Genomic DNA, 25,088 nt, shown 5'->3' on the forward strand with positions numbered 1-25,088 from the left:
GGAACCCCATGTCGTCTCTCGACAACAAGATCGCACTCATCACCGGAGCCGCCTCCGGCATGGGCCGCGCCATGGCGCACGGCTATGCGGCGGAGGGCGCGCACGTCGTCATCGCCGACCTCAACCTCGCCGGCGCCGAGACCGTCGTCCGCGAGATCCAGGAGGCAGGAGGGCAGGCGTCCGCCCGCGCGCTCAACGTCGCCGACCCCGCGGCATCCGCGGCGCTGGTCGACGGGATCGTGGCCGAGCACGGCCGGCTCGACATCCTCGTCAACAACGCCGGGATCGGGCTCATCAAGGCCGTGTGGGACACCACGCCCGCGGAGTGGGACCGCATCTTCGCAGTGAACGTGAAGGGACTGTTCTTCCTCTCGCAGGCGGCGGCGGAGCCGATGCGCCGTCAGGGCAGCGGCAAGATCATCAACATGGCATCGGTGGCCGGGCGCCGAGGCGAAGCGCTCGTCACCGCCTATTGCGCATCGAAGGCCACGGTGATCTCCATCACCCAGTCGGTCGCGCTCGCACTGGCACCGCACGGCGTGAACGTCAATGCGATCGCGCCGGGCGTCGTCGACACCCCGTACTGGAAAGAGGTCGACAAGCAGTTCGGCGAGATCACCGGCAAGGCCGAGGGTGAGACCTTCAAGGGCATCGGGGAGACCATCCCGCTGGGGCGCACCTCCGTCCCGTCCGACATCGTTCCGATGGCGATCTTCCTCGCCGGCCCCGGATCCGACTACATCACCGGCCAGACGTTCAACGTCGAGGGCGGGACCTACTTCAACTGATCAGGCACGAGGAGCACGCATGACCATCACCACCCCACCCCCGATCCTCGGCGAGGGCTCCCTCCTCGAGGAGAGTCCCCGGATGCTCGTCGCCGGCAGCTGGCGCTCCGCCGAGGCCACCCGCCCGGTGACCAACCCCGCGACGGGCGCCGTCTTCGCCGAGGTCCCCTCGGCGGATGCGAGCCACGTCGACGAGGCCGTCGCCGCTGCCGTGCACGCACAGCGTGAGTGGGCGCGCCGTCCCGTGGCGGAGCGCGCCGCTGTGCTCGCCGAGGTCGTCCGCCTCGTGGAGCAGAACGCCGAGGAACTCGCCGCACTCGTCGTCGCCGAGCAGGGCAAGACCATCACCGAAGCGCGCGGCGAGATCCAGGGAGTCGTCGCCTTCTTCGACTTCGCGCTCAGCCAGAAGTACCGCACGGAGGGCGAGGTCGTCACCCCGTCGTCGGCGCAACGGCAGTTGATCGTGAGGGAAGAGCCTCTCGGTGTCGTCGTCGCCATCATCCCGTGGAACTTCCCGGCTGCGATCTTCGCGCGCAAGGTGGCTCCGGCTCTGATGACGGGGAACGCGATCATCGTGAAGCCGAGTGACGTGACGCCGCTCTCCTCCCTCGCGCTGGCGCGTCTCTGCCAGCGGGCAGGAGTGCCGGACGGGCTGCTGAGCGTGCTCACGGGGCGCGGCAGTGTCGTCGGGACAGCGCTGATCGACCACCCGGAGACGGCGATGGTCACGGTGACCGGGTCGACGAGAGCCGGGATCGACATCCTCGAGCGCGCGGCGAAGAAGGTCATCCCGGTCTCGCTCGAGCTCGGGGGCAAGGCGCCCTTCATCGTCTTCGGCGACGCGGATCTCCCGCGCGCCGTGGAGGACGCGTTCGAGGCCCGGTTCATGAACTGCGGACAGGTGTGCACGTGCAACGAGCGCACCTACGTCCACCGTTCCGTGTTCGACGCGTTCGTCGCGCAGCTCGTGGAGAAGGTGCGCGGGCTCCGCGTGGGCGACCCCATGGACGACGAGTCCCAGATGGGGCCGAAGGTCTCGGGCGAGGAGTGGTCGAAGGTCGATGAGATGGTACGAGCCGCCGTCGCCGCGGGCGCGCAGGTCGAGGTCGGCGGCGGTCGGCCCGAGGGGCGGGACGAGGATCCCGGCTTCTGGTTCGCGCCGACAGTGCTGACGGGGGTCTCGAACGACATGGACATCGTGCAGCAGGAGGTCTTCGGGCCGGTGCTGCCGATCGTGCCTTTCGACGACTACGACGAGGTCATCCGGTTCGCCAACTCCACGCCGTACGGGCTGACCGCCTACGTGTACACCACCGACATCCGTACCGCCATGCAGGCTACGGACGACCTGGCTTTCGGAGAGGTGTACGTCAACCGGGTCGGTCCGGAGGAGGTCGCCGGCTTCCACACCGGGTGGAAGATGTCCGGCCTCGGAGGCGATGACGGGCACCACGGGTTCGAGCGCTACACCCAGCGCAAGACCGTGTACGTGGACTACAGCCGAGACCGTTGACCTCCGCACGACCCGATGACACCGGTGCGCCGGGGAACGAGGCGTCTCGTTCCCCGGCGCACCCTGCATGAGAAGATGGCGCGTGCCTGATTCATCCCCGAGCCGTGGACGAGTCCGACTGATCGACGTCGCGAATCTCGCCGGCGTGACCAAGTCCGTCGCGTCGAGGATTCTCAGCCGTGACGAGACCCTCAACGTGCGCCCCAGCACTCGCGAGCGCGTGTTGGAGGCAGCGGAGCGGCTGCAGTACTCCCCGCACGCCGGGGCCCGCGCTCTTGCCGCTTCGACGACGGGCGCTCTGTCGCTCCTCATCCCCGATCTCACGAACCCGGTGTACGCGAGGATCGCGCGCGGCGCCTACCAGCGGGCCCACGAGCTGGGCTACGTGGTCCTGCTGGCCGAGGACACCGAGGAGACGGATGCCGGTACCGACTTCACCGATCTCGTCGCGGCGGGTCGCGTCGACGGACTCCTCATCGCCAGCGCGCGACGCGATCACCCCCTGATCGAATCCGGTCGCCTCGCCGCGATCCCCCATGTGTTCGTCAACCGGACCGTGCCAGGATCGGGTCGCAACGTGACTGTCGATCTCCGGCTCGCCAGCACCGTCGCCTTCCAGCACTTGCACCGGCTCGGACATCGCCGGATGGCGCACATCTCCGGCCCGGGCGATCTGAGCCCCGCACGCGAACGCGAACGCGGGTTCTCCGCTGCGGCGGACGAGGCAGGCGCTCCGCCGCCACTGGTCGTGCACGCGGACTTCTCGGAGGCCGGCGGATATGGTGCGGTAGAGCAGATCCTCGATGAGCGCCCCGACGTCACGGCGATCTACGCGGGGACCCTCCCGCAGTCGATCGGGGCGATGAAGTCGCTGCACCGTCGCGGTCGACGTGTGCCGGAAGAGGTCTCGTTGCTCTCCGCCGACGACCTCCCCATGGCCGGATACCTGACTCCCGCGCTCACGGCACTCGAGCTGCCGCTGCAGGAGCTGGGTACGGCGGCCGTCGATGAGCTCGTGCATCAGCTGCACGGGCAGCCGGCTCGCGACGTCACCCTCAGCGCCGGGATCCGGATCATCGATCGCGACTCGGTGGGGGCAGCGCCCTGACGCCTCCGGCGCCGCTCGCTGATCCTCTCGACAACGGCGGGGGAGTGGCGGATGCTGGGGACATGGCAGCCTTCACAGCGGAGAACGCGTTCAGCGGCTTCAGCGTCGACGACATCGACGCGGCGAGAGAGTTCTACGGCACGACCCTCGGGCTCGACGTCGAGGTCAACGCGATGGGATTCCTCGACCTGCGTCTGCCCCGCGGCGGATCGGTCCTCGTCTACGCGAAGCCGAACCATACCCCGGCGAGCTTCACGATCCTGAACTTCCCGGTGGCGGACGTCGATGCCGCCGTCGAGGAGCTCAACGAGCGCGGGGTGCAGACCAAGATCTACGGCGACGACGAGTTCCCGTCGGACTCCCGCGGCATCGTCCGCGGGAACGGGCAGGGACCGGACATCGCGTGGTTCCGCGACCCGGCGGGCAACGTGCTCGCCGTCATGCAGGCCTGACGGGGCCCGCCTCGCTCACAGCCGGTCGACCGCCGTCACCGTGACCACCGCCTCGCCCGCCTCGTCGGACGCGGCGAGGTCGACGGTGGCGCTGATGCCCCAGTCATGGTCGCCGGCCGGGTCGTCGATGATCTGCCGCGCCGTCCACGCGGTCGGACCCTCGGTGAGCAGCAGCATGCGGGAGCTCCGGGCGTCCGGTCCGGTGCCGATGTCGTCATGCTCGGCGAAGTACGCGTCCAGCGCGTCGGACCAGGCGGCGGCGCCGAACGTCGGGTCGAGCTCGGCCAGGGCGTCCACGTCCTCCCGGGCGGCGAGCTGCACCCGCCGGAAGAGCTCGTTGCGGACGAGCGTGCGGAAGGCGCGGGTGTTGCTCGTGAGGCGCTTCGGTGCGGGCGGGACGATCGGCTCGTCGGTTTCGCCGCGGGCCGCGGTCCCGGCGGTCAGCTCGCTCCATTCGTCGAGCAGGCTGGAGTCGATCTGGCGCACGAGCTCGCCGAGCCACGCGATGAGGTCGTGGAGGTCCTCGTCCTTCCGCTCCTCAGGGATCGTCTGGGAGGCGGCGCGATACGCGTCCGACAGGTACCGCAGCACGACGCCCTCGGAGCGGGCGATCTTGTAGAACGCGACGTACTCGCCGAACGACATGGCCCGCTCGTACATGTCGCGGACGACGGACTTCGGGTGCAGCGCGAAGTCCCGGATCCACGGCTGCGCCGCGCTGAAGGTCTCGAAGGCCGCGTCGAGGAGCTCCTCCAGCGGCTTCGGGTAGGTGATCGCCTCGAGGAGCTCCATGCGCTCGTCGTACTCGATGCCCTCGCGCTTCATGGCGGCGACCGCCTCGCCCCGTGCGAGGAACTCCTGCTGGCTGAGCACGGCGCGGGGGTCGTCGAGCGTCGCCTCGACGATCGAGATCATGTCGAGCGCGTACGACCCCGTCCCCACCCCCTGGTCCCCCGAGCCCGCCGGAGTCCCTGAGCCCGCCTGGGTCCCTGAGCTTGTCGGAGCCTGGGTCCCTGAGCCTGTCGAAGGGTCCAGCAGGTCGAACGCCGCGAGGGCGAACGGCGAGAGCGGCTGGTTGAGCGCGAAGTTGGGCTGCAGGTCGACCGTGAGCCGGACGCCCTTCGGCGCTCCGGGCACTCCCGTGTCGAAGGTCTCCACGACGCCCGATTCCCGGAGCGTGCGGAAGATCGCGAGGGCGCGGAGGGCGAGCGCACGCTGCCGGGCGCGCGGCTCGTGGTTGTCGAAGACGAGCCGGCGGACGTTCCCGAACACATCCCCGCCCCGGGCGATGACGTTGAGCAGCATCGCGCTGGTGATCTGCATGTGCGAGGTCAGCGTCTCCGGCGTCGCGTCGATGAGCTTCCGGAACGACGGCTCGCCCCACGAGACGAAGCCGTCCGGGGCCTTCTTGCGGATGATCTTCCGCTTCTTCTTCGGGTCGTCGCCGGCCTTGCGGATCGCGGCGAGGTTCTCGGTCTCGTGCTCCGGGGCCTGGGCGACGACGGTGCCCGCGGTGTCGTAGCCCGCGCGTCCGGCCCGGCCCGCGATCTGGTGGAACTCCCGCGCGTTGAGCTGCCGCATCCGCGTGCCGTCGAACTTCGTCAGCGCGGTGAGCAGTACGGTCCGGATCGGGACGTTGATGCCCACCCCGAGCGTGTCGGTGCCGCAGATGACCCGGAGGAGACCGCGCTGGGCGAGCTGCTCCACGAGTCGGCGGTACTTCGGCAGCATGCCGGCGTGGTGCACCCCGATGCCGGCCCGGAGGAAGCGCGAGAGCGTCTTGCCGAACGCCGTCGTGAAGCGGAAGCCGCCGATGAGGGCGGCGATCTCGTCGCGCTGCTCGCGCGTGGCGACCTTCGTGCTCGACAGGGCCTGCGCCCGCTCCATGGCCGCCGCCTGTGAGAAGTGCACGATGTAGATCGGTGCCTGCCCGGTGTTGAGCAGGTCGTCGATGGTCTCGTGGATGGGCGTCGTCTCGTAGAAGAAGTGCAGGGGAACCGGGCGCTCGACCCCCGTGACCGAGGCAGTCTCCCGTCCGGTGCGGCGGGTCAGGTCGGCGGCGAGGGTGGTGACGTCGCCGAGAGTGGCCGACATCAGCACGAACTGGGCCTGCGGGAGCTCGAGGAGCGGCACCTGCCAGGCCCACCCGCGGTCGGGGTCGCCGTAGAAGTGGAACTCGTCCATGACCACGAGGCCGACGTCGGCGGCATCGCCCTGGCGCAGGGCCAGGTTCGCGAGGATCTCCGCGGTGCAGCAGATGATGGGGGCATCGGCGTTCACGGCGGAGTCTCCCGTGACCATGCCCACGTTCTCGGCGCCGAACACCTCCGCCAGCGCGAAGAACTTCTCGCTCACGAGGGCCTTGATCGGCGCCGTGTAGTAGCTCCGGTGCCCGCGGACCATCGCCGCGAAGTGGGCGCCGACCGCGACGAGCGACTTCCCGGTGCCGGTCGGCGTGGACAGGATGACGTTCGCACCGGAGACGATCTCGATGAGCGCCTCGTCCTGCGCGGGGTACAGGCGGATGCCGGTCGACTCCGCCCACTCCACGAACGCCAGGTAGACCGCATCGGGGTCCGCCGCGTCGGGAACGAGAGAGGGTTCGAGCCGCGGCGTGGGATTCATGGTGCTTCGATCATCCCATCTGCGTCATGTCGCCGATCCCGTGACCCCGAGCGCGGTGAGCAGCTCGTACGCCGTGGAGCGCGCGTGCACGATCACGGTGCCGAGCTGCGACGAGGAGGCCGACACCGAGAGCAGGAGCTGGCCGTATGGCGCGAGGATGAAGCTCAGCAGCGCCATCTGGTTCTCGCCGATGGACAGCGACACGATGGCCGACAGCGTCGGCTCCGTCCCTCCCGCGATGATCTCGGCCTCGGCCCGCGCGACCCCGAACAGGGAGCCGTTCATCGCCGCGAGCTGCTCGCCGCCGTCGGGGTCGACGCCGAGCGAGGCGATGTGGAGGCCGTCCGCGGTGCCGAGGACGGCGGTCGTCAGCTCCGGGAAGCGCTCCTCCAACTGCTGCAGACGGGCCTGGGCCGACGGGCCGACGATCCGCGACCACAGCGCCCAGTTGCCGGCGACGTCGGGGTGCATGCGGGACGGATCGGGCGTCGCGGCGGCGTCCTGCCGCCCGGCGGGTCCGGTCATGGCTTCTCCTCCGGAAGATCGAGAACGGCACCGGCGACGCGCATCACGCTGTCGCGGTCGCGTGCGTCGGCCGCGAGGACGCGGGAGACGGGGATGCCGTGTCGAGCGAGCACGGGGGCGAGATCGCGGCGGATGTCGCCGATCGGGTGCCCTGCCGCGTGGCTGACGGCGATCACGATCCGATGCTCGTCTCCGGAGAACACGTCCAGCCACTCCTCGGCGGCGGCCGCGAGGGTGTCGTGGTCCGCGCGCAGCCAGAGCAGCACGCGAGTGCCCGGCATCGAGACCCGCTGCCGGGCGGACGCGAAGCGCTCCTGCCCCGGGATGCCGACGAGCGCGATGGAGACCTCGGGCGTGGGCCGCCAGGTCCCGTAATCGAGGCCGACGGTCGTCGTCGTCTTCCCGTCGCCGCTCGCGAGCGACATCGGCACGTCGGTGTCCACCGGCGGGACATCGCTCAGGGCGCGGACCGCGGTGGTCTTGCCCGCGCCCACCGGACCGGCGAAGATCAGGCGGTACCGCTGAGGCAGGTCGGTCCGTCGCCGACGCGGGCGCCTCATCGCCCGCTCCACGGGACCGCTCTTCCGCTGTCGCCCTCTCCCGAGGCCGCTCCCCACGGCCCCATGGATCACGCGCCGAGGGCGGCGACCCGGCGGTTCACCGAGGAGCGCAGCAGGGCGAGGTTCGTGGCCTGGCGATCGGCGGCCAGGTAGATGAACAGGTCGTCGTCGAGCATCTTGAGCAGGTGCAGCTGCGTGTTCAGCGTCAGCAGCATGTCCTCGAGCTCGCCCTGGATGCCGAGGGCGTCGATCGTACGCTTCTTGTTCTTCACGATCTCGCTGTTGAACGCGCTCGCGACCTCGAGGTCGAAGTCCGGGCGGACGGAGCTCGAGGCGAGCGGCAGTCCCGATTCGAGGTCGACGATCGACGCCCCGATGAATCCGTTGATGTCGCGTTCGATGTCCGCCAGCAGCGCGTTGAGCTGATCTTGCGTGGCCATGGTTCTCCCCAGTCGTCTTCGTCGCGCGCAGCAGCGACCGCCCTGTGCGGTCTTCCCCGGCGCCGCGCGACCTGTGAAGTGTATAACGTTACTCGACGAGGAGGCCAGTCTCAGACCGAGGTCGCCGCGCGGAGGGCGATGCGCACCATGTCCCCGAACGTCTGCTCGCGCTCCTGGGCCGTGGTCTCCTCGCCGGTGACGATGTGGTCGCTGACCGTGCAGATCGCGAGCGCGCGGCGTCCGTGGAAGGCGGCGAGCGTGTAGAGGCCCGCCGCCTCCATCTCGACGCCGAGGATGCCGTGCTGTACGAAGGGCGCGGTGAGCTCCGGCCGCGTGCTGTAGAACTGATCGCTCGAGAACAGCGGCCCCACGTGCACCGTGGACGACAGGGGCTCCGTCTCGCTCGCCTCCACCGCGGCGCGCAGCAGGGCGAAGTCGGCGAGGGGAGCGTAGTCGAGGCCGTGGAAGCGCACGCGGTTGATCCCGGAGTCGGTGCTCGCGCCGTTGGCGATGATGATGTCGCGCACCGCGAGCTTCTCCGTCAGCGCGCCGCACGACCCCACCCGGACGATCGTCTGCACGTCGTACTGGGTGAACAGCTCCGTCGCGTAGATCGCCATCGACGGCTGCCCCATCCCCGAGCCCTGGACGGAGATCCGATGCCCCTCCCAGGTGCCGGTGAAGCCCAGCATCCCGCGCGTCTCGGAGTACAGCTCGGCGTCGTCGAGGAAGGTCTCGGCGATCCACTTCGCCCGCAGCGGGTCGCCGGGGAACAGCACGATGGGGGCGATCTGACCGGGTTCCGCGGCGATGTGGGTGCTCATCCGCTCAGCGTACTCAGCCCTCGCGACGGCGGACGATCTCCCCGATCCAGAGGGGAGCGAACGGCGAGGTGCAGCCCGGGGCCGTGGGATAGTCGGCCAGGACCTGGAGCCGCTCGCCGATGTCCACGGCCCGTGCGCGCAGGTCCGGATGGAAGATGCCGATGTTCGCGAGGGTCTCGTTCATCGCCCACTGCAGACGTGGTGGGGCCTGCTGCAGGTCGCGCTCGATGAGGTCGAGCAGGTGCGACAGGTCGAGGCCGTCGGGGTCCTTCGTCACCCGGACCGTCGTGAGCGACCACGCGGCGGCGGCGACCGTGGGATCGGCGTCGTCGAACCAGCGCCGGCGCAGCTCCTCGGCGAGGGGCGACTTCTTGAGGACGTAGTTCACGAACCAGTCGTTGACCTTGGGCGGACGGGTCTCACGCAGCATCGCGTCGAGTTCGTCGGCGGTGAAGTCCGCCGGGCGGCACACGAGCAGGGCCAGCAGCCGGGCGGACGTCTCGCCCGTCGCCCACAGCTCCCGCGCGAGGGCCTGATCGGTCTTGATGCGCTTCGCGAGGGCGCGCATCCGGCTCAGGTTGATGCCGTGGTCGTCGCCGCGCTTCTCGTTCGCCGCGCGCTGCCGGGGGTCTTCCAGCGCCGCGAGCTCCGCCAGCGCCTCCTCCACTGTCATCCCGCCAGGGTAACCCCCGTCGACCCACCCCTTTCGGTGCGTCCCGGCCCGTTGCGGACGCACTTACGGGGCCGGGAGGCGCGAAAGGGGGTGGGTCGGCGGGAGGTCAGTCCTCGTCGAGGAGTTCGCCGCGGATGCGACGGAGGTCTTCCATGAGGGAGCCGATGAGGATCCAGTGCTGCGAGGACGGCGGACGGATCACGAGCGGAGCCGTCAGAGCGGGGATCGCGGAGGTCAGCGGCTCGGGCTCCGCGGAGGGCGCCGTGGTCTGCACCGCGAGGCGCACGTCGTGTCCGGCGCGGCGGAGCTGCTCGGCGATCGCGGCCACCGCGGGCTCCTCGCCGAGCCGGTCGTCGTAGTGGTCGAAGTAGGCGCGGGTCATGCCGATGGTCTGCGTGACGATGGGCGAGAGCCGGTCGAGCAGCGCCTTCAGCTCCTGCAGGTCGGCACGATGGGTCGAACGCCGCGGATTCAGCGTGAGCGACTCCTCCCCGGCGGCGATCGCGGCGGCGGCAGCATCCTTCATGGGCCGCAGCAGCCGCACCTCGACCATGAGCTCCTGCAGCCGCGCCGGCGTCTGCGGGGCGGGCAGGGCGTCCGCCAGGCGGTCGAGGCTCGCGGCGAGCTCCCGCCCGAGCAGCCCCACGTTCCGCCGCGCCGGCTCGACGAGCACCGGGGGCACGATCAGCGCGTTCACGACGATGCCGATCGCCACCCCGATCAGGGTCTCCACGATCCGGGCGACCGCGTACTCCGGGCTCGACGACCCCAGCGCCAGCACGAGCATCGCCGAGATCGCGACCTGGTTGCCGGTGCCGGGGGACGCCCGGAAGATCCACGCCACGAGCATCGCGACGACGATCGCCAGCAGCACGATCCAACTCGGCGAGCCGAGGAGCAGGCCGAGACCGACCGCGATGACGACCCCGACGATCACGCCGATGCTGCGCTCGAGCGCCTTCGACAGCGACTGGTTGACGCTGGGCTGCACGACCAGGAGCGCGGCGATCGCGGCGAACACCGGCAGCTGCCCGGGGAAGACCCAGCCCGCGATCAGCCACGCGGCGATGGTCGCCGCGGCCGACTTCACCACCTGCAGCAGGGGGGAGCGCTGGGAGGCGCGGATCGCGGCGGGGATGCGCATGACCTCCACGGTAGTCGCGCCGATGTCAACCCCATCGCCCTTCTCGCGCGCAGCAGGCTGAATGGAGGCACACGAACGACGAACAAGTGAGGAGCATCCCCATGGTGCAGATCATCGAGACCATCGACGTCGACGTTCCCGTCCGCACGGCGTACAACCAGTGGACGCAGTTCGAGAGCTTCCCGAAGTTCCTCGACGAGGTCGTCTCCATCACGCAGATCGACGAGACCCACACGCACTGGAAGGTGAACGTGGGCGGCGCGGAGCGTGAGTTCGACGCCGAGATCACCGAGCAGCACCCGGATGAGCGCGTGGCGTGGAACAGCGTCGGCGGCGAGACCGAGCACGCGGGCGTCGTGACGTTCCACAAGCTCGACGACAACACCACGCGGGTGACCGTCCAGCTCGACTGGGCGCCGGAGGGGCTGCTGGAGAAGGTCGGTGCGCTGGTCGGCGCGGGATCCCACGCGGTGAAGAAGGATCTGAAGAACTTCAAGGAGTTCATCGAGGGCCGCGGCGTCGAGACCGGCGCCTGGCGCGGTGACGTGGACGCCTGACGCGTCTTCGACGAGGCCCGGGACCGCTCGCGCGGCCCCGGGCCTCGTCGCGTGCGGGGGTGCGGGCGTCGGACGGGCGTGCTTGCATGGGCGCATGGACACGAGGGAGCGTCTGCGCGGCGAGGGGCGGGCCGTCCTCGCGACCGTGGTCTGCTTCGTCGGGGGAGCTCTCGCCGGGGCGCTGCTCCTCGGCGGTCCGCCGCGGCCGCTGACCGGTGAGGGAGGTCTGGCGCTGCCCGCCGCGGGAGTCGCCGGCGGCATCACGGCTCTGGCTTTCGTCATCAGCACGCTCCTGCACCGTCGGGAAGAGGCCGCGGGGATGCCGCGCTGGCAGCGGGCGGTGTCACGGCTCTCCGCCGCCGCGCTCACCGTGGCTTTCGGGGCCGTGACAGCGATGGGCGTGCTGCTCACCGCGGAGGTGCTCGCGGCGGGCCTGCGGGGTCTCGCGCTCGGAGCGATCGGCGGCGGGCTGCTCACGGGGGTCGCGGCGGCGGTCGGCGGACGACTCGCGTTCGGTGCGGGGATCGGTCTCCGGACCGCCGACCTCGCCGGGCTCCTGTTCGGGTTCCTCGTGATCGGCACGCTGTTCGCGATGGTGACCGCCGTCGACCCCCGGTGGTGGGAGGAGAACTTCTCGCAGCTCGGGGTGGGCTGGGCGTTCAACGGCACCCTCGTCGTGGCCGGGCTGCTGGTCGCCACCGTCGGCGCGTACATCGGGCGCGACCTGCATCGGCTGCTCGGCGACGACGCGCTGTCCCGGATCGCGACCGTGGTCGTGCTGTGGGCCGCGGCCGGACTCGCGCTCGCCGCCGTCGGGCTCCTGCCGCTGTACCGGGCCCCCGTTCCGCACGACATCGCGGCCGTCGCGGCGCTGCTCCTCTTCCTCGGGGCTGCCGCCGCGACGACGCTGACCGTCCCCGGCCGACCCCTGGCCCTCGTGGTGACCTCCGTCGTGGTGGGGGTGCTCGTGGTCGCGGCCGTGCTGCTGTGGTGGCCGCTCGGCTTCTTCCCGGTGACAGCGGTGGAGGCGGTCGTCGTCGGGCTCGGGCTGCTGTGGATGACGACGCTCGTGCGGGTGCTCGCGATCCTCGTGCCGGAGGGGACCCGTCCGTCCGCGCGGCCCTCGCTCCGGCAGGGCAGGCAGTCGCGCGAGGTCAGGCGGGTTCGCGCGCCAGGAGCCTGATGCGGCGCGGGCGCCTGTGCCGGCATAGGGAGCCGAGGGCGAGAGGGACGCGGAAGATAGGGCATCCGTCCGATGTGGCGGGGGCACCTCAGAGCGGAGTGTAGGGATACACCGAACCGTCGAGGAGACATCATGTTCGAGCACCCCTCCCTCATCCACCAGGTCACCGTCTTCGAGCAGGAGCAGATCGAACGCGCGGTCGCCCGGCGCCGGATGCTCCTGGAGCACGCGGATCAGATCGTGCCGCGTCCGGCGGGTCCGCTGCGTCGGCTCCTGCGCCGCCTCGCACGCCGGGGAACGCCGGTGCCGCGGGCGTCCCGCGCGGGGGCCTGCGATCCGGTCGTCGCCCGATGACGGACGGCGTCGTGCTGTCGTTCCCCGGCCCTCCGGATGTCCGGGGGGAGTGGCACGATGGGTCCATGGCCCCAGCCCCCTCCGCCGCGATGGTCGGGCGTGACGCCGAGATCGCCGGGATGCGCCGCCTGTTCGACGGTGTGCGCCAGGGCGTGCCCGCCGCGCTGCTCGTCGAGGGCGAGGCCGGAATCGGCAAGACCCGGCTGGTGCGGGAGTTCGGCGCCGAGATCACGAGCGCGGCAGACGTGCACGTCGGCTGGTGCCTCGACCTCGGCGCCTCGCGTGCGCCGTTCGGACCCCTCGCGGGCATCCTCCGCTCGCTCGTGGAGCGGCTGGGAGCCGAACGCGTGCGTGAGGCGGTCGGCGTGGGCGTCGAGGCGCTCGGCATGCTGCTGCCCGAGCTCGTCGACGCCCCCGCCGCCCGCGACCGCACCAGTCCCGAACGCCTGCGCGACGCGATCGCCTCCCTCATCGAGGCCGCCACGGAGCTGGCGCCGCAGGTCATCGTCGTCGAAGACCTGCACTGGGCCGACGACTCGACCCTCGCGATCCTCTCCTTCCTCCTGCGCACGCTCGACCGCGGCCGCCTGCTGCTGCTCATCACCTGCCGCACCGACGACGTGCGCCGAGGCGACGCGGTGAGCCGGTTCATCGGCGAGGCGACGCGCGCACGACTGCTCGAACGGATGACGGTGCCGCGTCTCGACGACCATGCCGTCGGCGAGCTCGTCGCGCAGATCACGGGACGTGCGCCGACCGCGACGGCGTTGGAGCGGCTGCAGGTCCGGGCGGAGGGCGTCCCCTTCTTCGTGGAGGAGATCGCCGGGTGCGCCCAGGGGCCCCTGCCGGAGAGCCTGCGCGACCTCCTGCTCGCCCGGTTCGACCGTCTCGGAGACGATGCGCGCCGCGTGGTGCAGGTCCTGTCCGGCGCCGAGCGGCCGCTCACGGATCCGCTGCTGCTGCGTCTCGTCGAGCTTCCGGAGGATCGGGTCGACGACGCCGTCCGCGAGGCCGTGCGCAGCGGCATCATCGTCGTCGGCGAAGACGACTACCGGTTCCGGCACGCGCTGCTGCGCGAAGCCGTGCACGACGATCTGCTGCCCGGAGAGCGCGCGCGTCTGCACCGCGCCTACGCCGAGGTGCTGGACGAGGACGGCGGCGGCGACGCGGCGGCCCTGGCCCACCACTGGCAGCTCGCGCAGGACGATCGTCGCGCCATCGCGTCCGCCGCCGACGCCATGCGGCAGGCCAAGGCCCAGTACGCCTTCGCCAGTGCGGCGCGGTTCGGGGAGCTCGTCCTCGAACTCTGGCCGCTCGTGCCGGACGCGGAGCAGGCGACGGGATTCGCGCGTCTCGACCTCCTCCACGTGCTCGGGTCGGTCCTCCGCAACGCCGGTGACGGCGAGCGGGCGCTGGCGGTCGCCAATGTCGCGCTGAGCGAGGTCGACCCGGCGACGGTCGACCCGCGGCTGCACGCGCGCCTGCTCCGCAACAAGGCGCTGTATCTCGTCAATCTCGGACGCCTCGGGGCCATCCCGCTCCTCCAGGAGGCGCTCGCGCTCGCGGAGCGCGTCGACGACGAGGCGTTCCGCGCGGAGCTGGTGAATCAGCTGGCGAGCCGTCGCATGATCGCGGGCGATCGCGAGGAGGCGATCCGGCTCGCCGACGAGGCGGAGCGTCGGGCCGCGGGCGCCGCGACGACGGATCAGCTCTCGATCGCCGCGAACGTCCGCGGCGGGTCGCTGGCCCATCTCGGCCGGGTCGCGGAGGGGGTGCGCGAGTACGAGCGTGCGCGCGACCTCGCCGCCGGATCGACGGCCGAGATGCGCTACCGCGTCAACTACTCCGACCTGCTGACGCTGCTGGGCCGCTACCGGGAGGCCGTCGCCGTCGCCGAGGAGGGTCTGCGCCGGGCTCGTGAGCTCCGCGTCGAGCGCACCTCGGGTTCGATCATGGCGCAGAACATGATCGTGCCGCTGCTCGAGCTCGGCGAGATCGACCAGGTCGAGGACATGCTGGCCCGCGACTTCCTGCAGGGCACGCTGCGGGTGTTCCGGATGTACGTGAGCATGACCCGGGTGCGGGTGCTCGCTTGGCGGGGCCGGGCCGCGGAGGCCGCGGAGACCCTGCAGGAGTGGCTGCCGGCGTTCGAGGAGACCGGAGTCTCGGAGCGGCAGATCTGGTACGACCGGATCACGATGCAGGTCGCCGTCGCCGAGAGTCAGGGCGACCTCCGCGGGGCGCTCGACGTGATCGGGGAGATGCTGGAGGACGACCGGCCGGCGTTGCTGCATCAGCGGCGGCTGCTCCTGGAGGCGGGGGCCCTCATGACGGCGCTGCGTGCGGGCGGAGCCGACGTCGATGCGGCCGTCGCGGCCGTGCGGACGGCCTGGGAGGCGCAGCCGCCGGAGCTGCAGGACGACGCGTGGTCGACGGTGCTGCACGCCCTGCTCGACCCGAGTCCGGCCGCGGTCGACGAGGCGCTGCGGTGCGCGGACGGCGACGACGTGCCGGTCACCTTCCGTGTGGTGCTGCGACTCGAGCGGGCCCGGCTGCACGTCGCCGACGGAGAGCGCGCCGAGGCCGCTGCCGTGTTGACGGCGGCGACGGCGATCGCCGAGGGGCTCGGCCACATGCCGCTGCAGAAGGCTCTGGCGGGGTTCGGCGAGGCGGCAGGGCTGCGTCCGACCGGGCCCCGCGAGGCCGCCGACGCGGAGCAGCTGACGACCAGGGAGCGGCAGGTGCTCGCCCTGATCGCGGAGGGACTGAGCAACCGCCAGATCGGGGAGCGCCTGTTCATCAGCGTGAAGACCGTCAGCGTCCACGTCTCGGCGGTGCTGCGGAAGCTCGGCGTGAGCACGCGCACCGAGGCGGCGCTCGCCCATCGCACGGCCGAAGAAGGGGAGTCCCGTCAGTCCGCCGTGGTAGCGTGACCGAGCATGCATGTCGGATCATCGGCATGATGCAGGCCGCGTGAGCGGCCGGTCAACAGAAAGTAGAAAACACATGGCCACTGGCACTGTGAAATGGTTCAACGCAGAGAAGGGCTTCGGCTTCATCGCTCCCGATGACGGCACCGAAGACCTCTTCGCCCACTACTCGGCTATCGCCGGCTCCGGTTTCAAGGAGCTCCGCGAGAACCAGAAGGTCGAATTCGACGCTGAGCGTGGCCCCAAGGGCATGCAGGCGGCGAACATCCGCGCTCTCTGAGCGTGCGCTGACTTCCTGAAGCCGGCCGGATCCGTACGGGTCCGGCCGGCTTTTCGCTGCCCCGGCACTTTCGAATCGCCCACTGTGCGGCATCCGGGCGCCGGATGGGACAAGGTGAGCGATTCGAAACGGGAGTGAGGGCGCCCTAACCTCCGTGTTAGATTAGGCGAGGCTTACCAAAGGCCGGACGCTCTCGCGTCGACACCCCATCTCCCATCCCGAAGGGAACGCCTGTGCGCACCTCTCGACTCCTCGCCCTCGGCGCGGCCGCCGCGCTCGCCGTGACGCTGTCCGCCTGCTCGTCCTCCGCGCCGGAGTCGACCGCGACCACCGGCGGCAACCCGGCCTCCGACGACGCGTTCCCCGTCACCATCGAGCACGTCTACGGCGAGACGACCATCGACGAGAAGCCCGAGCGCGTGGCCACCATCGCGTGGGCGAACCACGAGGTGCCGCTGGCCCTCGGCATCGTCCCGGTCGGCATGAGCAAGGCCACCTGGGGCGACGACGACGACAACGGCATCCTCCCCTGGGTCGAGGAGAAGCTCGACGAGCTCGGCGGCGAGACCCCGGTGCTCTTCGACGAGACCGACGGCATCGACTACGAGGCCGTGGCCGACACCGCTCCCGACGTGATCCTCGCCGCCTACTCCGGCCTCACGCAGGAGGAGTACGACACGCTCTCCAAGATCGCCCCGGTCGTCGCCTACCCCGACGTCGCGTGGGGCACCTCCGTCGACGACATGGTCGAGATGAACGCCAAGGCCCTGGGGCTCGAGGACGAGGGCGAGGCCCTGATCGAGGACCTGCACGCCGACGCCGACGCCGCCCTCGCGGCCAACAGCGCACTCGAGGGCAAGAAGGTGCTCTTCGCCTACTTCGACCCGAGCGACCTCAGCCAGATCGGCTACTACACCGCGGCCGACACCCGCCCCGGCTACCTGCACGACCTCGGCCTGCCGCTCCCCGCGATCGTCGAGGAGAACGAGGACAGCGACCAGTTCTACCTGCAGGTGAGCGCCGAGGAGGCGCAGAAGTTCGACGACGTGGACGTGCTGGTGACCTACGGCGACGACTCCACCCTGGCCACGCTGCAGGCCGACCCGCTGCTGTCGAAGATCCCCGCCATCGCGGAGGGCCGCGTTGCCATCCTCCCGGACGCCACGCCCATCGCCGCATCGGCGAACCCGTCGGCGCTCTCGATCCCGTGGGGTCTCGAGGACTACCTGGCCATCCTCGCCGCGCCGCTCGCGAAGTAAGTTCCGCGTCCGCCCCCCAGCGGAGAGTCGTCGTGATCTCAGCACCCGTCCTCGCGTCGGACGCCGCCACCCTGCGGCGTCCGGCGGTGGTGCGCACCCTCTGGCTGCTCGCCGGGGTCGGAGTGATCCTCGTACTCGTCGTGCTCTCGGTGTCGTTCGGGGCGCGCGCGGTCACGCTGGACGACATCCTCGCGGCGCTCTCCGGCCAGACCGACACGATCGCGCAGGCCGCGGTCGTCAAGCGCATCCCCCGCACCGTGCTCGCGCTCCTCGTGGGGGCGGCCCTCGCGCTCGCCGGGGCGACCATGCAGGCCGTCACCCGCAACCCCGTCGCCGACCCCGGCATCCTGGGGGTCTCGAACGGCGCCTCCTTCGCGGTCGTCCTCGGCATCGCGTTCTTCGGACTCAGCAACCCGTACGGGCAGATGGCCTTCGCGATCGTGGGCGCCGCAGCCGCCGCCGTCTTCGTGTACACCGTCGGCTCCCTCGGTCGCGGCGGAGCCACCCCGCTCAAGCTGGCCCTCGCGGGGGCGGCGACCTCCGCCGCGTTCGCCTCGCTCATCAGCGCGGTCATGCTGCCGCGGGTCGACCTGCTGCAGACGTTCCAGTCGTGGCAGATCGGCGGCGTCGGCGGGGCGGAGTGGCCGCGGATCGCGATCACCGCTCCCGTCCTCGCGGTCGGCGCCCTCATCTGCTTCCTGTGCGCCCGGGGCATGAACTCCCTCGCGCTCGGCGACGACATGGCCAAGGGCCTCGGCGAGCACGTGCTGCGCACCCGGATGCTGTCGGCCCTCGGCGCGGTCATCCTCGCCGGCGCGGCGACGGCCATCGCGGGACCGATCGGGTTCGTCGGGCTCATCGTCCCGCACATGTGCCGGATGCTCGTGGGCACAGACCACCGGTGGCTGCTGCCCTTCTCGGCCCTCGCCGGCGCGGCGCTGCTCACCGCGAGCGACATCGTCGGCCGCGTGATCTCGCCGTCGTCCGAGGAGATCCAGGTGGGCATCATCACCGCGATCATCGGGGCGCCGTTCTTCATCTGGATCGTCCGCCGACAGAAGGTGCGGGAGCTGTGAGCACGACAGAGCACACCCTCGTCCGGGCCGACGAGTCCGCCGCCGCCCGCACCGCGCGCATCATCGCCGGCCGCCGGGCACGCCACCGTCGTCATGCGCTGGTCACCGTCGCGCTCGGCGCCGTCGTCCTCGTGCTGTTCGTCGTGGCGCTCATGATCGGCAACACGTTCTACCCGCTGGACGAGGTCATCCGCGTGATCCTCGGCGAGACGGTGCCCGGCGCGTCGTTCACCGTCGGCGACCTGCGGCTCCCCCGTGCGGTCCTCGCGATCCTCACGGGCCTCGCGTTCGGCATGGCGGGCGTCACCTTCCAGACCATGCTGCGCAACCCGCTCGCCTCGCCGGACATCATCGGCATCTCGAACGGCGCCGGCGCCGCCGCGGTGTTCGGCATCGTCGTGCTCTCGCTCAACGGCCCTGCCGTCTCGCTCCTCGCGCTCGTCGGCGCCCTCGTGACGGCGCTGGCGATCTACCTCCTCGCCATCAAGGGCGGCTTCGCGGGCACCCGCCTCATCCTCATCGGGATCGGCGTCGCGGCGATGCTGCAGAGCGTCATCTCCTACCTGCTGTCCCGGGCCGCGAACTGGGACATCCAGACCGCGATGCAGTGGCTCACCGGCAGCCTCAACAACGCGTCGTGGGAGCGGGTGCTGCCGATGGCGATCGCGGCCGCGATCCTCGTGCCGCTGCTGCTCTCGCAGGGGCGGGCGCTGGGGACGCTCCAGCTCGGCGACGACTCCGCCGCGGGGCTCGGCGTGCGGGTCACCGCCACGCGCCTCGTCTTCATCCTCGGCGCCGTGGCCCTCCTCGCCTTCGCGACCGCCGCCACCGGGCCGATCGCGTTCGTCGCGTTCATGGCCGGACCCATCGCCGCGCGGCTCACCGGTCCCGGCGCCACGCTGCTGCTGCCCAGCGGCCTCGTCGGGGCGGTGCTCGTGCTCGGCGGCGACCTCATCGCCCAGTTCGCGCTCGGCGCGCGCTACCCGGTCGGCGTGGTCACCGGCGTGGTCGGCGCGCCGTACCTCATCTATCTGCTCATCCGCACCAACCGCACCGGAGGCTCGCTGTGACCGCCGCCCACCGCCTGTCCGCCGAGGGGGTCACCCTCTCGTACGGCGACCGCACCGTGGTCGAGGGCCTCGACCTGCAGATCGCGCCGGGGAAGATCACCACGATCGTCGGCGCCAACGGCTGCGGCAAGTCGACGCTGCTGCGTGCCCTCGCCCGGCTGCTGTCCCCGGGGGACGGGGAGGTCGTGCTCGACGGGAAGTCGATCCACGCCCGTCCGACGAAGGAGGTCGCGCGCATCCTCGGCCTCCTGCCGCAGTCGCCCGTGGCCCCCGAGGGCATCGCCGTCGCCGACCTCGTCGGTCGCGGGCGTCACCCCCACCAGCGCGCCCTGTCGCGGTGGAGTGCGCACGACTACGAGGTCGTCGCCGACGCCCTGGACGCGACCGGCATCAGCGACCTCGCCGACCGCAGCGTGGACGAGCTCTCCGGCGGTCAGCGGCAGCGCGTCTGGATCGCGATGGCCCTCGCGCAGGAGACCGACATCCTGCTGCTGGACGAGCCGACGACGTTCCTCGACGTCGCCCACCAGGTCGAGGTGCTCGACCTCCTCACCGACCTCAGTGTCGCGCGCGGCACCACGATCGTCATGGTGCTGCACGACCTCAACCTCGCCGCGCGCTACGCCGACGAGCTCGTCGCCATGAAGGACGGCCGCGTGCACGCGATCGGCGCCCCCCAGGACGTCGTCACCGCCGAGCTCGTGCAGGAGGTCTTCGGCCTCCCCAACCAGATCACCATCGACCCGGTCTCCGGCAAGCCGATGGTCACCCCCATCGGAAGGCATCATGTCCGCTGAATCCACCACGACCGAGCGCCCGACCTACATCCTCACCCGCGCCGAGGTCCGCGCCGTCTCCCGCGTCTCCCCCTCGTTCGTGCGGGTGACCCTCGGCGGCGAGGAGCTCAGCGAGCTGGGGACGCCGGGGGAGGTGTACGACAGCCGGGTGAAGCTCGTCTTCCCGCCCGCGTCCGGCGTGCTCGCCAAGATCGACCGGTCGACGTACGACTGGTGGGGTTCGTACCTGGCCGTCCCGGAGGAGGAGCGCGGCTCGATGCGCACCTACTCCGTCCGTGACCTGCGGGTCGCCGACGACGGCCGCACCGAGGTCGACATCGACTTCGTGCTGCACCTGGAGCCGGGGCTCACCGGTCCGGCCTCTCGGTGGGCGAGCACTGCCGCAGTGGGTCAGGAGCTGTGGCTGGTCGGCCCGCGTCGGGGCGTCGTCGCGCACGGCGGGGCGGAATACGCGCCGGGAGCGGCGACCTCGGTGGTCCTCGTCGGGGATGAGACCGCGGCCCCCGCCATCGCCCGCATCCTGGAGGACGCCCCGCGCGACCTCCGGGGCACGGCGTTCATCGAGGTGCCGTCGCCCGCGGACGTCCTCGCGATCGACGTTCCGGCGGGGGTGGACGTGCACTGGCTGCCGCGTGACGCCGGAGAGCCGCACGGGTTCCGCCTCATCCCCGCGGTGCTCGAGCACCTGGGCGACGACGATGCCGGGGACGAGATCCGCGTCACCGACATCGAGGGGGAGGACCTCCTCTGGGAGACCCCCGAGTATTCGAGCCTCGGGGAGGAGATCGCGCCCGACGACGCCGCCGGCCGCTACTTCTGGATCGCGGGCGAGAGCGGTGTCGTGACGACGCTGCGTCGGCACCTCGTGAAGGATCTCGGGATCGACCGCGCGCAGGTCGCGTTCATGGGCTACTGGCGCCGCGGCGTCGCGATGCGGGGCTGAGATGACCGAGGCCATCGATCGTCACAGTCTGGAGGGGGAATCCCTCGTCCTCGGCTACGGCCGCACCCGGGTCGTGCACGACGTCTCCCTGCGCCTCGCGCCGGGCCGGGTGAGCGCGCTGATCGGACCGAACGGCAGCGGCAAGTCGACCGTCCTCCGCGCCCTCGCGCGGCTGCACCGCATCGAGGCGGGGACCGTGCGCGTCGGCGGCGCGGAGTCGCGCGACGCCGCCGCCCTCTCCGCCAAGGAGTTCGCGAAGACCGTCGCGATGCTGTCGCAGTCCCGGCCGCACCCCTCCGGGATCGAGGTCTCCGACGTGGTCGCCTACGGCCGCCACCCCCACCGCGGACGGTTCTCCGGCGTGAGCGACGCGGACCGTGCCGCCGTGGCGCGCGCCCTCGCCCTCACCGGCCTGTCCGCGATGGCCGACCGTCCGGTCGACCAGCTCTCCGGCGGCGAGCTGCAGCGGGTCTGGCTGGCGACCGCACTCGCCCAGGACACCGGGGTGCTGCTGCTCGACGAGCCGACCAACCACCTCGACCTGCGCTACCAGGTGGAGACCCTCGATCTGGTGCGGGAGCTCGCCGACGACCACGGCACCGCCCTCGGCGTCGTGCTGCACGACCTCGACCACGCCGCCTCGGTCGCCGACGACGTCGTGCTGATGCACCGCGGACGGGTGCACGCGGCGGGGGCTCCCGCCGAGGTCCTCACCGGCGAGAACCTGTCGCAGGTGTACGGCCTGCGCATCGACACCGCCCTCGACGAGGAGACCGGCCTGGTGCGGGTGCGTCCGCACGGCCGCCACCACGGTCGCCTCCGCACTCCTTCCGCCTCCTGATCCCGACCCTGAAGGAACCACCGATGAAGAAGACTCCCCTCGCCGTGCTCGCCCTCGGCGGCGCCCTCACCCTCGCGCTCGCCGGCTGCGGCACCACGCAGACGTCGTCCGCCGAGGGGTCCGACGCCCCGACCTCGACGAGCGCGGGCTGCACGGACGACACCACGAGCACCTCGACCGGGGCGGTCTCCGTCACCGACGACCTCGGCCGCACGGTCGAGCTCGACAAGCCGGCCGAGCGGATCGCGGTGCTCGAGTGGCAGCAGATCGAGGACGCCCTGTCGCTGTGCGTGACGCCGGTCGCGGTGGCCGACGCCGAGGGGTACAGCACCTGGGTCACCGCGGAGGAGCTACCGGAAGGCGTCGTCGACGTGGGCACCCGCCAGGAGCCGAACCTGGAGACGCTGTTCGGCACCGATCCCGACCTCGTGATCGTCGAGGTGAGGGCCGCGGACGACCCCATCGTCGCGCAGCTCGAGGCTTACGACGTGCCCGTGCTCGCGACCATCGGCGCCGATGCGAAGGACCCGATCGCCAAGATGCTGAACACCTTCGACCTCATCGCCCAGGTCACCGGCCGTGAGGAGCGGGCCGACGTCGTCACCGAGGAGTTCCAGGAGCACCTCGACACCGCGAAGGCCGAGCTCGCCGACCGCGACCTCGCCACGACCGACTTCGTGTTCTTCGACGGCTGGGTCGACGGCGGCAACGTGGCGCTGCGTCCGTTCGGCCAGGGCTCGCTCGTCGGCGAGGTGGGTGAGGAGCTCGGGCTGACGAACGCCTGGACCGGCGAGGTCGACCCCGTGTACGGCCTCGGGCAGACCGATGTCGAGGGCATGACGACGGTCGGCGACGCGAACCTCTTCTACACCGGCACCGCGGACCCTGATTCCGAGAGCTTCGTCGACGCCCTCGCGGACAACCCCGCCTGGACCTCGCTCCCCGCGGTGGCGGAGGACCGCCTGACCGCGTTCCCGGCCGGTATCTGGACCTTCGGCGGCCCGCGTTCGACCGCGCAGATCATCGACGGCTACCTCGAGGTGCTCTCGAAGTGACGGAGACCCTCCGCCTCGACGACACGACGGCGACCGCGGAGTCCAACGCCCCGGCGTCCGCCGTCCCCGTAGGGGCGGAGGGTCGGAAGCCCGCGGTGTGGACGGGCGTCGGTGTGCTCGTCGCTCTCGCCGTCGTGCTGGTCGCGGTCGCCTGCTGGCACCTCACCCAGGGCACGAGCGGCGCGGTGTTCGCCGACGCCGACGTCCTCTGGGGCTCGCGGGTGCCGCGGCTCGCCGCCGGTGTCGCGGTGGGCGTGGCCCTCGGGGTCGCCGGCATCCTGCTGCAGTCCCTCGCCCGCAATGCCCTCGCGTCGCCGGACACGCTGGGCGTGACCGCCGGGGCCTACCTCGCCGTCACGGCGCTCGCCGCGTTCGGGATCGCCGTGCCGGTGTGGGCCTCCGGAGCGGTGGCGTTCGCGGGCGGCATCGTCGCCGCGGGCATCGTGCTCGGACTCGCCGGAGGGGCGGGGTCGTCCACGACCCGCCTCATCCTCGCCGGCACCGCGCTCGCGCTCGCCTTCCAGGCTGCGACCTCGACGCTGCTCATCCTGTTCGACGAGGAGACCAAGGGACTGCTCGCCTGGGGGAGCGGGAGCCTGTCGCAGCTCGGACTCACCGCATTCCTCCAGGCGGCGCCGGTCGTCGTGGTCGTCACGGTGCTCGCGCTCCTGCTCGCGCGGCGCCTCGACATCCTCACCCTGGGGGACGACACCGCCTCGTCGCTCGGCGTGCCGATCCGGTCGACCAGGGCCATCGGGATCCTGCTCGCGGTCACCCTCACGGCGGTCGCGGTGACGCTCGCCGGGCCGATGGGATTCGTGGGGCTGTGCGCGCCGGTGCTCGCGCGGCTGCTGACGCGCGTGGTGCCGAGCCTGAACCGCCACGTGCTGCTGATCCCCGCGTCGGGGCTCCTCGGCGCCCTCGTCGTCATCCTCTCCGACGCCCTCCTGCGCGCGCTCATCGGCGCGGAGGCCGCGATCCTCATCCCGACCGGTGTCGCGACGACGCTGCTCGGCGCGATCGTGCTCGTGCTCATGGCCCGGCGCCTCCGCGACGCCGGTCCCACGCGGGAGCCTCCGCGGGTGCGCTTCGGCGTCCGCAGCCGCCTGCGCTTCCGGATCACGATCGCCCTCGTCGCCCTCGGCCTGGTCGGGGTGCTCCTGCTCGGACTGCTCGCCGGGCACACGTGGCTGCTCACCGGCGACATCGCGCTGTGGCTGCAGGGGCAGGCTCCCGCTCCCATCGCCTTCGCCCTCGACGAGCGCGCGCCGCGGATCGTGGCCGCCGTCGTCGCCGGCGCCGCGCTCGCCCTCTCCGGCGCCGTGATCCAGGGGGTGAGCCGCAACCCGCTCGCCGACCCGGGCATCCTCGGCGTCACCGGCGGCGGCGGTCTCGGCGCGGTGCTGGTGATCACGAGCATCACGTCATCGACGGGCGGGATGATCGCGGGAGCCGTCACGGGCTCGCTGCTCGCCTTCGCCCTCGTCTATCTGCTGTCGTGGCGGGGCGGGCTGAACGCGGACCGGTTCCTGCTGATCGGCATCGGGGTCTCGTACTTCACGGTCTCGCTCACGACCTTCTTCCTGCTGCGGTCGAATCCGTGGGACACCCCGAAGATCTACACCTGGCTCTCCGGCACGACCTACGGGCGGGTGTGGGAGCAGGTCGTCCCGCTGGCGATCGTCCTCGTGATCGCGGTGCCGTTCGTGGTGATGAGCCGCCGAGAGCTCGACGTGCTGTCGCTCGATGAGGACACGCCGCGACTGGTCGGCATCCGGCTGGAGCCCGTCCGGTTGACGCTGCTGCTGGTGGCGGCCGTCCTGGCGGCGCTGAGCGTGACGGCGATCGGGGTCATCGGCTTCGTGGGGCTCGTGGCGCCGCACGCCGCACGGGCCTTGGTGGGCGCGCGGCATTCGCGGGTGATCCCGACGGCGGTGCTCCTCGGCGGGCTGCTCGTCGGCATCGCGGACACCATCGGCCGGACGGTGATCGCCCCCGCGCAGCTTCCGGCGGGTCTCGTGGTCGCGCTGATCGGCGCCCCGTACTTCGTCTGGCTGCTCTGGCGCTCGCGCTGACCCGCTTCGAATCGCG

General features: G+C 71.5%; 24 protein-coding genes. 17 read left to right on the forward strand and 7 right to left on the reverse strand.

From position 1 onward, the window contains the following. Nucleotides 1-8 precede the first annotated feature (8 nt). The 4 genes from CJ226_RS05960 (at nucleotide 9) to CJ226_RS05975 (ending at nucleotide 3,861) form a co-directional block, all read left to right on the forward strand. A complete protein-coding gene (locus CJ226_RS05960) occupies nucleotides 9-788 on the forward strand; it encodes a glucose 1-dehydrogenase (RefSeq protein ID WP_102208627.1) in 780 nt (259 codons plus the stop codon). A 19-nt stretch (nucleotides 789-807) separates the two neighbouring features. Beyond that, nucleotides 808-2,301, forward strand: coding sequence for an aldehyde dehydrogenase family protein (locus CJ226_RS05965; RefSeq protein WP_257996536.1), 1,494 nt, complete (start codon nucleotides 808-810; stop codon nucleotides 2,299-2,301). Between the two features lie 82 nt (nucleotides 2,302-2,383). Then, nucleotides 2,384-3,409 carry a LacI family DNA-binding transcriptional regulator gene (locus CJ226_RS05970; protein WP_197462090.1) on the forward strand — a complete coding sequence of 342 codons (1,026 nt, stop codon included), beginning with the start codon at nucleotides 2,384-2,386 and terminating at the stop codon, nucleotides 3,407-3,409. A 62-nt stretch (nucleotides 3,410-3,471) separates the two neighbouring features. Next, nucleotides 3,472-3,861, forward strand: coding sequence for a VOC family protein (locus CJ226_RS05975; protein ID WP_025104040.1), 390 nt, complete (start codon nucleotides 3,472-3,474; stop codon nucleotides 3,859-3,861). A 15-nt stretch (nucleotides 3,862-3,876) separates the two neighbouring features. Here the strand turns inward: CJ226_RS05975 and CJ226_RS05980 are convergent, their stop codons facing one another. From CJ226_RS05980 to CJ226_RS06010, 7 genes are all read right to left on the reverse strand, one after another. Then, nucleotides 3,877-6,486: an RNA helicase gene (locus CJ226_RS05980; RefSeq protein WP_102208628.1), complete on the reverse strand. Its 2,610-nt coding sequence runs from the start codon at nucleotides 6,484-6,486 to the stop codon at nucleotides 3,877-3,879. 24 nt (nucleotides 6,487-6,510) lie between these two features. Further along, a complete protein-coding gene (locus tag CJ226_RS05985; RefSeq protein ID WP_062633156.1) occupies nucleotides 6,511-7,011 on the reverse strand; it encodes a hypothetical protein in 501 nt (166 codons plus the stop codon). After that, the gene (locus tag CJ226_RS05990) at nucleotides 7,008-7,571 is read right to left on the reverse strand and encodes an ATP/GTP-binding protein (protein WP_062633154.1); all 564 of its coding nucleotides are present in this window, start codon (nucleotides 7,569-7,571) and stop codon (nucleotides 7,008-7,010) included. The genes CJ226_RS05985 and CJ226_RS05990 overlap by 4 nt, the downstream gene beginning before the upstream one ends. A 68-nt stretch (nucleotides 7,572-7,639) precedes the next feature. Continuing rightward, complete coding sequence (locus CJ226_RS05995) at nucleotides 7,640-8,011, reverse strand: hypothetical protein (RefSeq protein ID WP_062633152.1); 372 nt, start codon at nucleotides 8,009-8,011, stop codon at nucleotides 7,640-7,642. Nucleotides 8,012-8,121: 110 nt separating this feature from the next. Then, nucleotides 8,122-8,835: a purine-nucleoside phosphorylase gene (deoD, locus tag CJ226_RS06000; RefSeq protein WP_062633150.1), complete on the reverse strand. Its 714-nt coding sequence runs from the start codon at nucleotides 8,833-8,835 to the stop codon at nucleotides 8,122-8,124. 13 nt (nucleotides 8,836-8,848) lie between these two features. Further along, on the reverse strand, nucleotides 8,849-9,508 hold the full coding sequence (locus CJ226_RS06005) for a DNA alkylation repair protein (RefSeq protein WP_102208629.1): 660 nt from the start codon (nucleotides 9,506-9,508) through the stop codon (nucleotides 8,849-8,851). A gap of 106 nt (nucleotides 9,509-9,614) precedes the next feature. After that, entirely contained in the window at nucleotides 9,615-10,652 is a 1,038-nt protein-coding gene (locus CJ226_RS06010) for an aromatic acid exporter family protein (RefSeq protein WP_062633146.1), read from the reverse strand. A gap of 101 nt (nucleotides 10,653-10,753) precedes the next feature. Here CJ226_RS06010 and CJ226_RS06015 point away from each other — a divergent pair, with 101 nt between their 5' ends. The 13 genes from CJ226_RS06015 (at nucleotide 10,754) to CJ226_RS06075 (ending at nucleotide 25,072) form a co-directional block, all read left to right on the forward strand. Next, nucleotides 10,754-11,209, forward strand: coding sequence for an SRPBCC family protein (locus CJ226_RS06015; protein ID WP_025104032.1), 456 nt, complete (start codon nucleotides 10,754-10,756; stop codon nucleotides 11,207-11,209). A gap of 94 nt (nucleotides 11,210-11,303) precedes the next feature. Next, on the forward strand, nucleotides 11,304-12,392 hold the full coding sequence (locus CJ226_RS06020) for a DUF998 domain-containing protein (RefSeq protein WP_257996538.1): 1,089 nt from the start codon (nucleotides 11,304-11,306) through the stop codon (nucleotides 12,390-12,392). Nucleotides 12,393-12,524: 132 nt separating this feature from the next. Then, nucleotides 12,525-12,746: a hypothetical protein gene (locus CJ226_RS06025; protein ID WP_102208630.1), complete on the forward strand. Its 222-nt coding sequence runs from the start codon at nucleotides 12,525-12,527 to the stop codon at nucleotides 12,744-12,746. A gap of 65 nt (nucleotides 12,747-12,811) precedes the next feature. Continuing rightward, nucleotides 12,812-15,679 (forward strand): helix-turn-helix transcriptional regulator, encoded by a 2,868-nt coding sequence (locus tag CJ226_RS18590; RefSeq protein WP_180964545.1) that lies wholly within the window; start codon nucleotides 12,812-12,814, stop codon nucleotides 15,677-15,679. Between the two features lie 73 nt (nucleotides 15,680-15,752). Then, on the forward strand, nucleotides 15,753-15,956 hold the full coding sequence (locus CJ226_RS06035; protein WP_025104028.1) for a cold-shock protein: 204 nt from the start codon (nucleotides 15,753-15,755) through the stop codon (nucleotides 15,954-15,956). Between the two features lie 233 nt (nucleotides 15,957-16,189). Further along, entirely contained in the window at nucleotides 16,190-17,215 is a 1,026-nt protein-coding gene (locus CJ226_RS06040; protein WP_062633141.1) for an iron-siderophore ABC transporter substrate-binding protein, read from the forward strand. 32 nt (nucleotides 17,216-17,247) lie between these two features. Next, on the forward strand, nucleotides 17,248-18,291 hold the full coding sequence (locus CJ226_RS06045; protein WP_102208632.1) for an iron ABC transporter permease: 1,044 nt from the start codon (nucleotides 17,248-17,250) through the stop codon (nucleotides 18,289-18,291). Beyond that, nucleotides 18,288-19,361 carry an iron chelate uptake ABC transporter family permease subunit gene (locus CJ226_RS06050; protein ID WP_102208633.1) on the forward strand — a complete coding sequence of 358 codons (1,074 nt, stop codon included), beginning with the start codon at nucleotides 18,288-18,290 and terminating at the stop codon, nucleotides 19,359-19,361. The genes CJ226_RS06045 and CJ226_RS06050 overlap by 4 nt, the downstream gene beginning before the upstream one ends. Beyond that, nucleotides 19,358-20,158: an ABC transporter ATP-binding protein gene (locus CJ226_RS06055; RefSeq protein ID WP_025104024.1), complete on the forward strand. Its 801-nt coding sequence runs from the start codon at nucleotides 19,358-19,360 to the stop codon at nucleotides 20,156-20,158. Before CJ226_RS06050 ends, CJ226_RS06055 begins: the two co-directional genes overlap by 4 nt. Beyond that, nucleotides 20,148-21,101 (forward strand): siderophore-interacting protein, encoded by a 954-nt coding sequence (locus tag CJ226_RS06060; protein ID WP_102208634.1) that lies wholly within the window; start codon nucleotides 20,148-20,150, stop codon nucleotides 21,099-21,101. The genes CJ226_RS06055 and CJ226_RS06060 overlap by 11 nt, the downstream gene beginning before the upstream one ends. A 1-nt stretch (nucleotide 21,102) precedes the next feature. Further along, nucleotides 21,103-21,942: an ABC transporter ATP-binding protein gene (locus CJ226_RS06065; protein WP_102208635.1), complete on the forward strand. Its 840-nt coding sequence runs from the start codon at nucleotides 21,103-21,105 to the stop codon at nucleotides 21,940-21,942. Between the two features lie 23 nt (nucleotides 21,943-21,965). After that, on the forward strand, nucleotides 21,966-22,997 hold the full coding sequence (locus tag CJ226_RS06070) for an iron-siderophore ABC transporter substrate-binding protein (protein WP_102208636.1): 1,032 nt from the start codon (nucleotides 21,966-21,968) through the stop codon (nucleotides 22,995-22,997). Next, nucleotides 22,994-25,072: an iron ABC transporter permease gene (locus CJ226_RS06075; protein WP_102208637.1), complete on the forward strand. Its 2,079-nt coding sequence runs from the start codon at nucleotides 22,994-22,996 to the stop codon at nucleotides 25,070-25,072. The genes CJ226_RS06070 and CJ226_RS06075 overlap by 4 nt, the downstream gene beginning before the upstream one ends. Nucleotides 25,073-25,088 lie beyond the last annotated feature (16 nt).

Source organism: Microbacterium sp. UMB0228, assembly GCF_002871415.1.
In the GTDB taxonomy this organism is placed as follows: Bacteria; Actinomycetota; Actinomycetes; order Actinomycetales; family Microbacteriaceae; genus Microbacterium.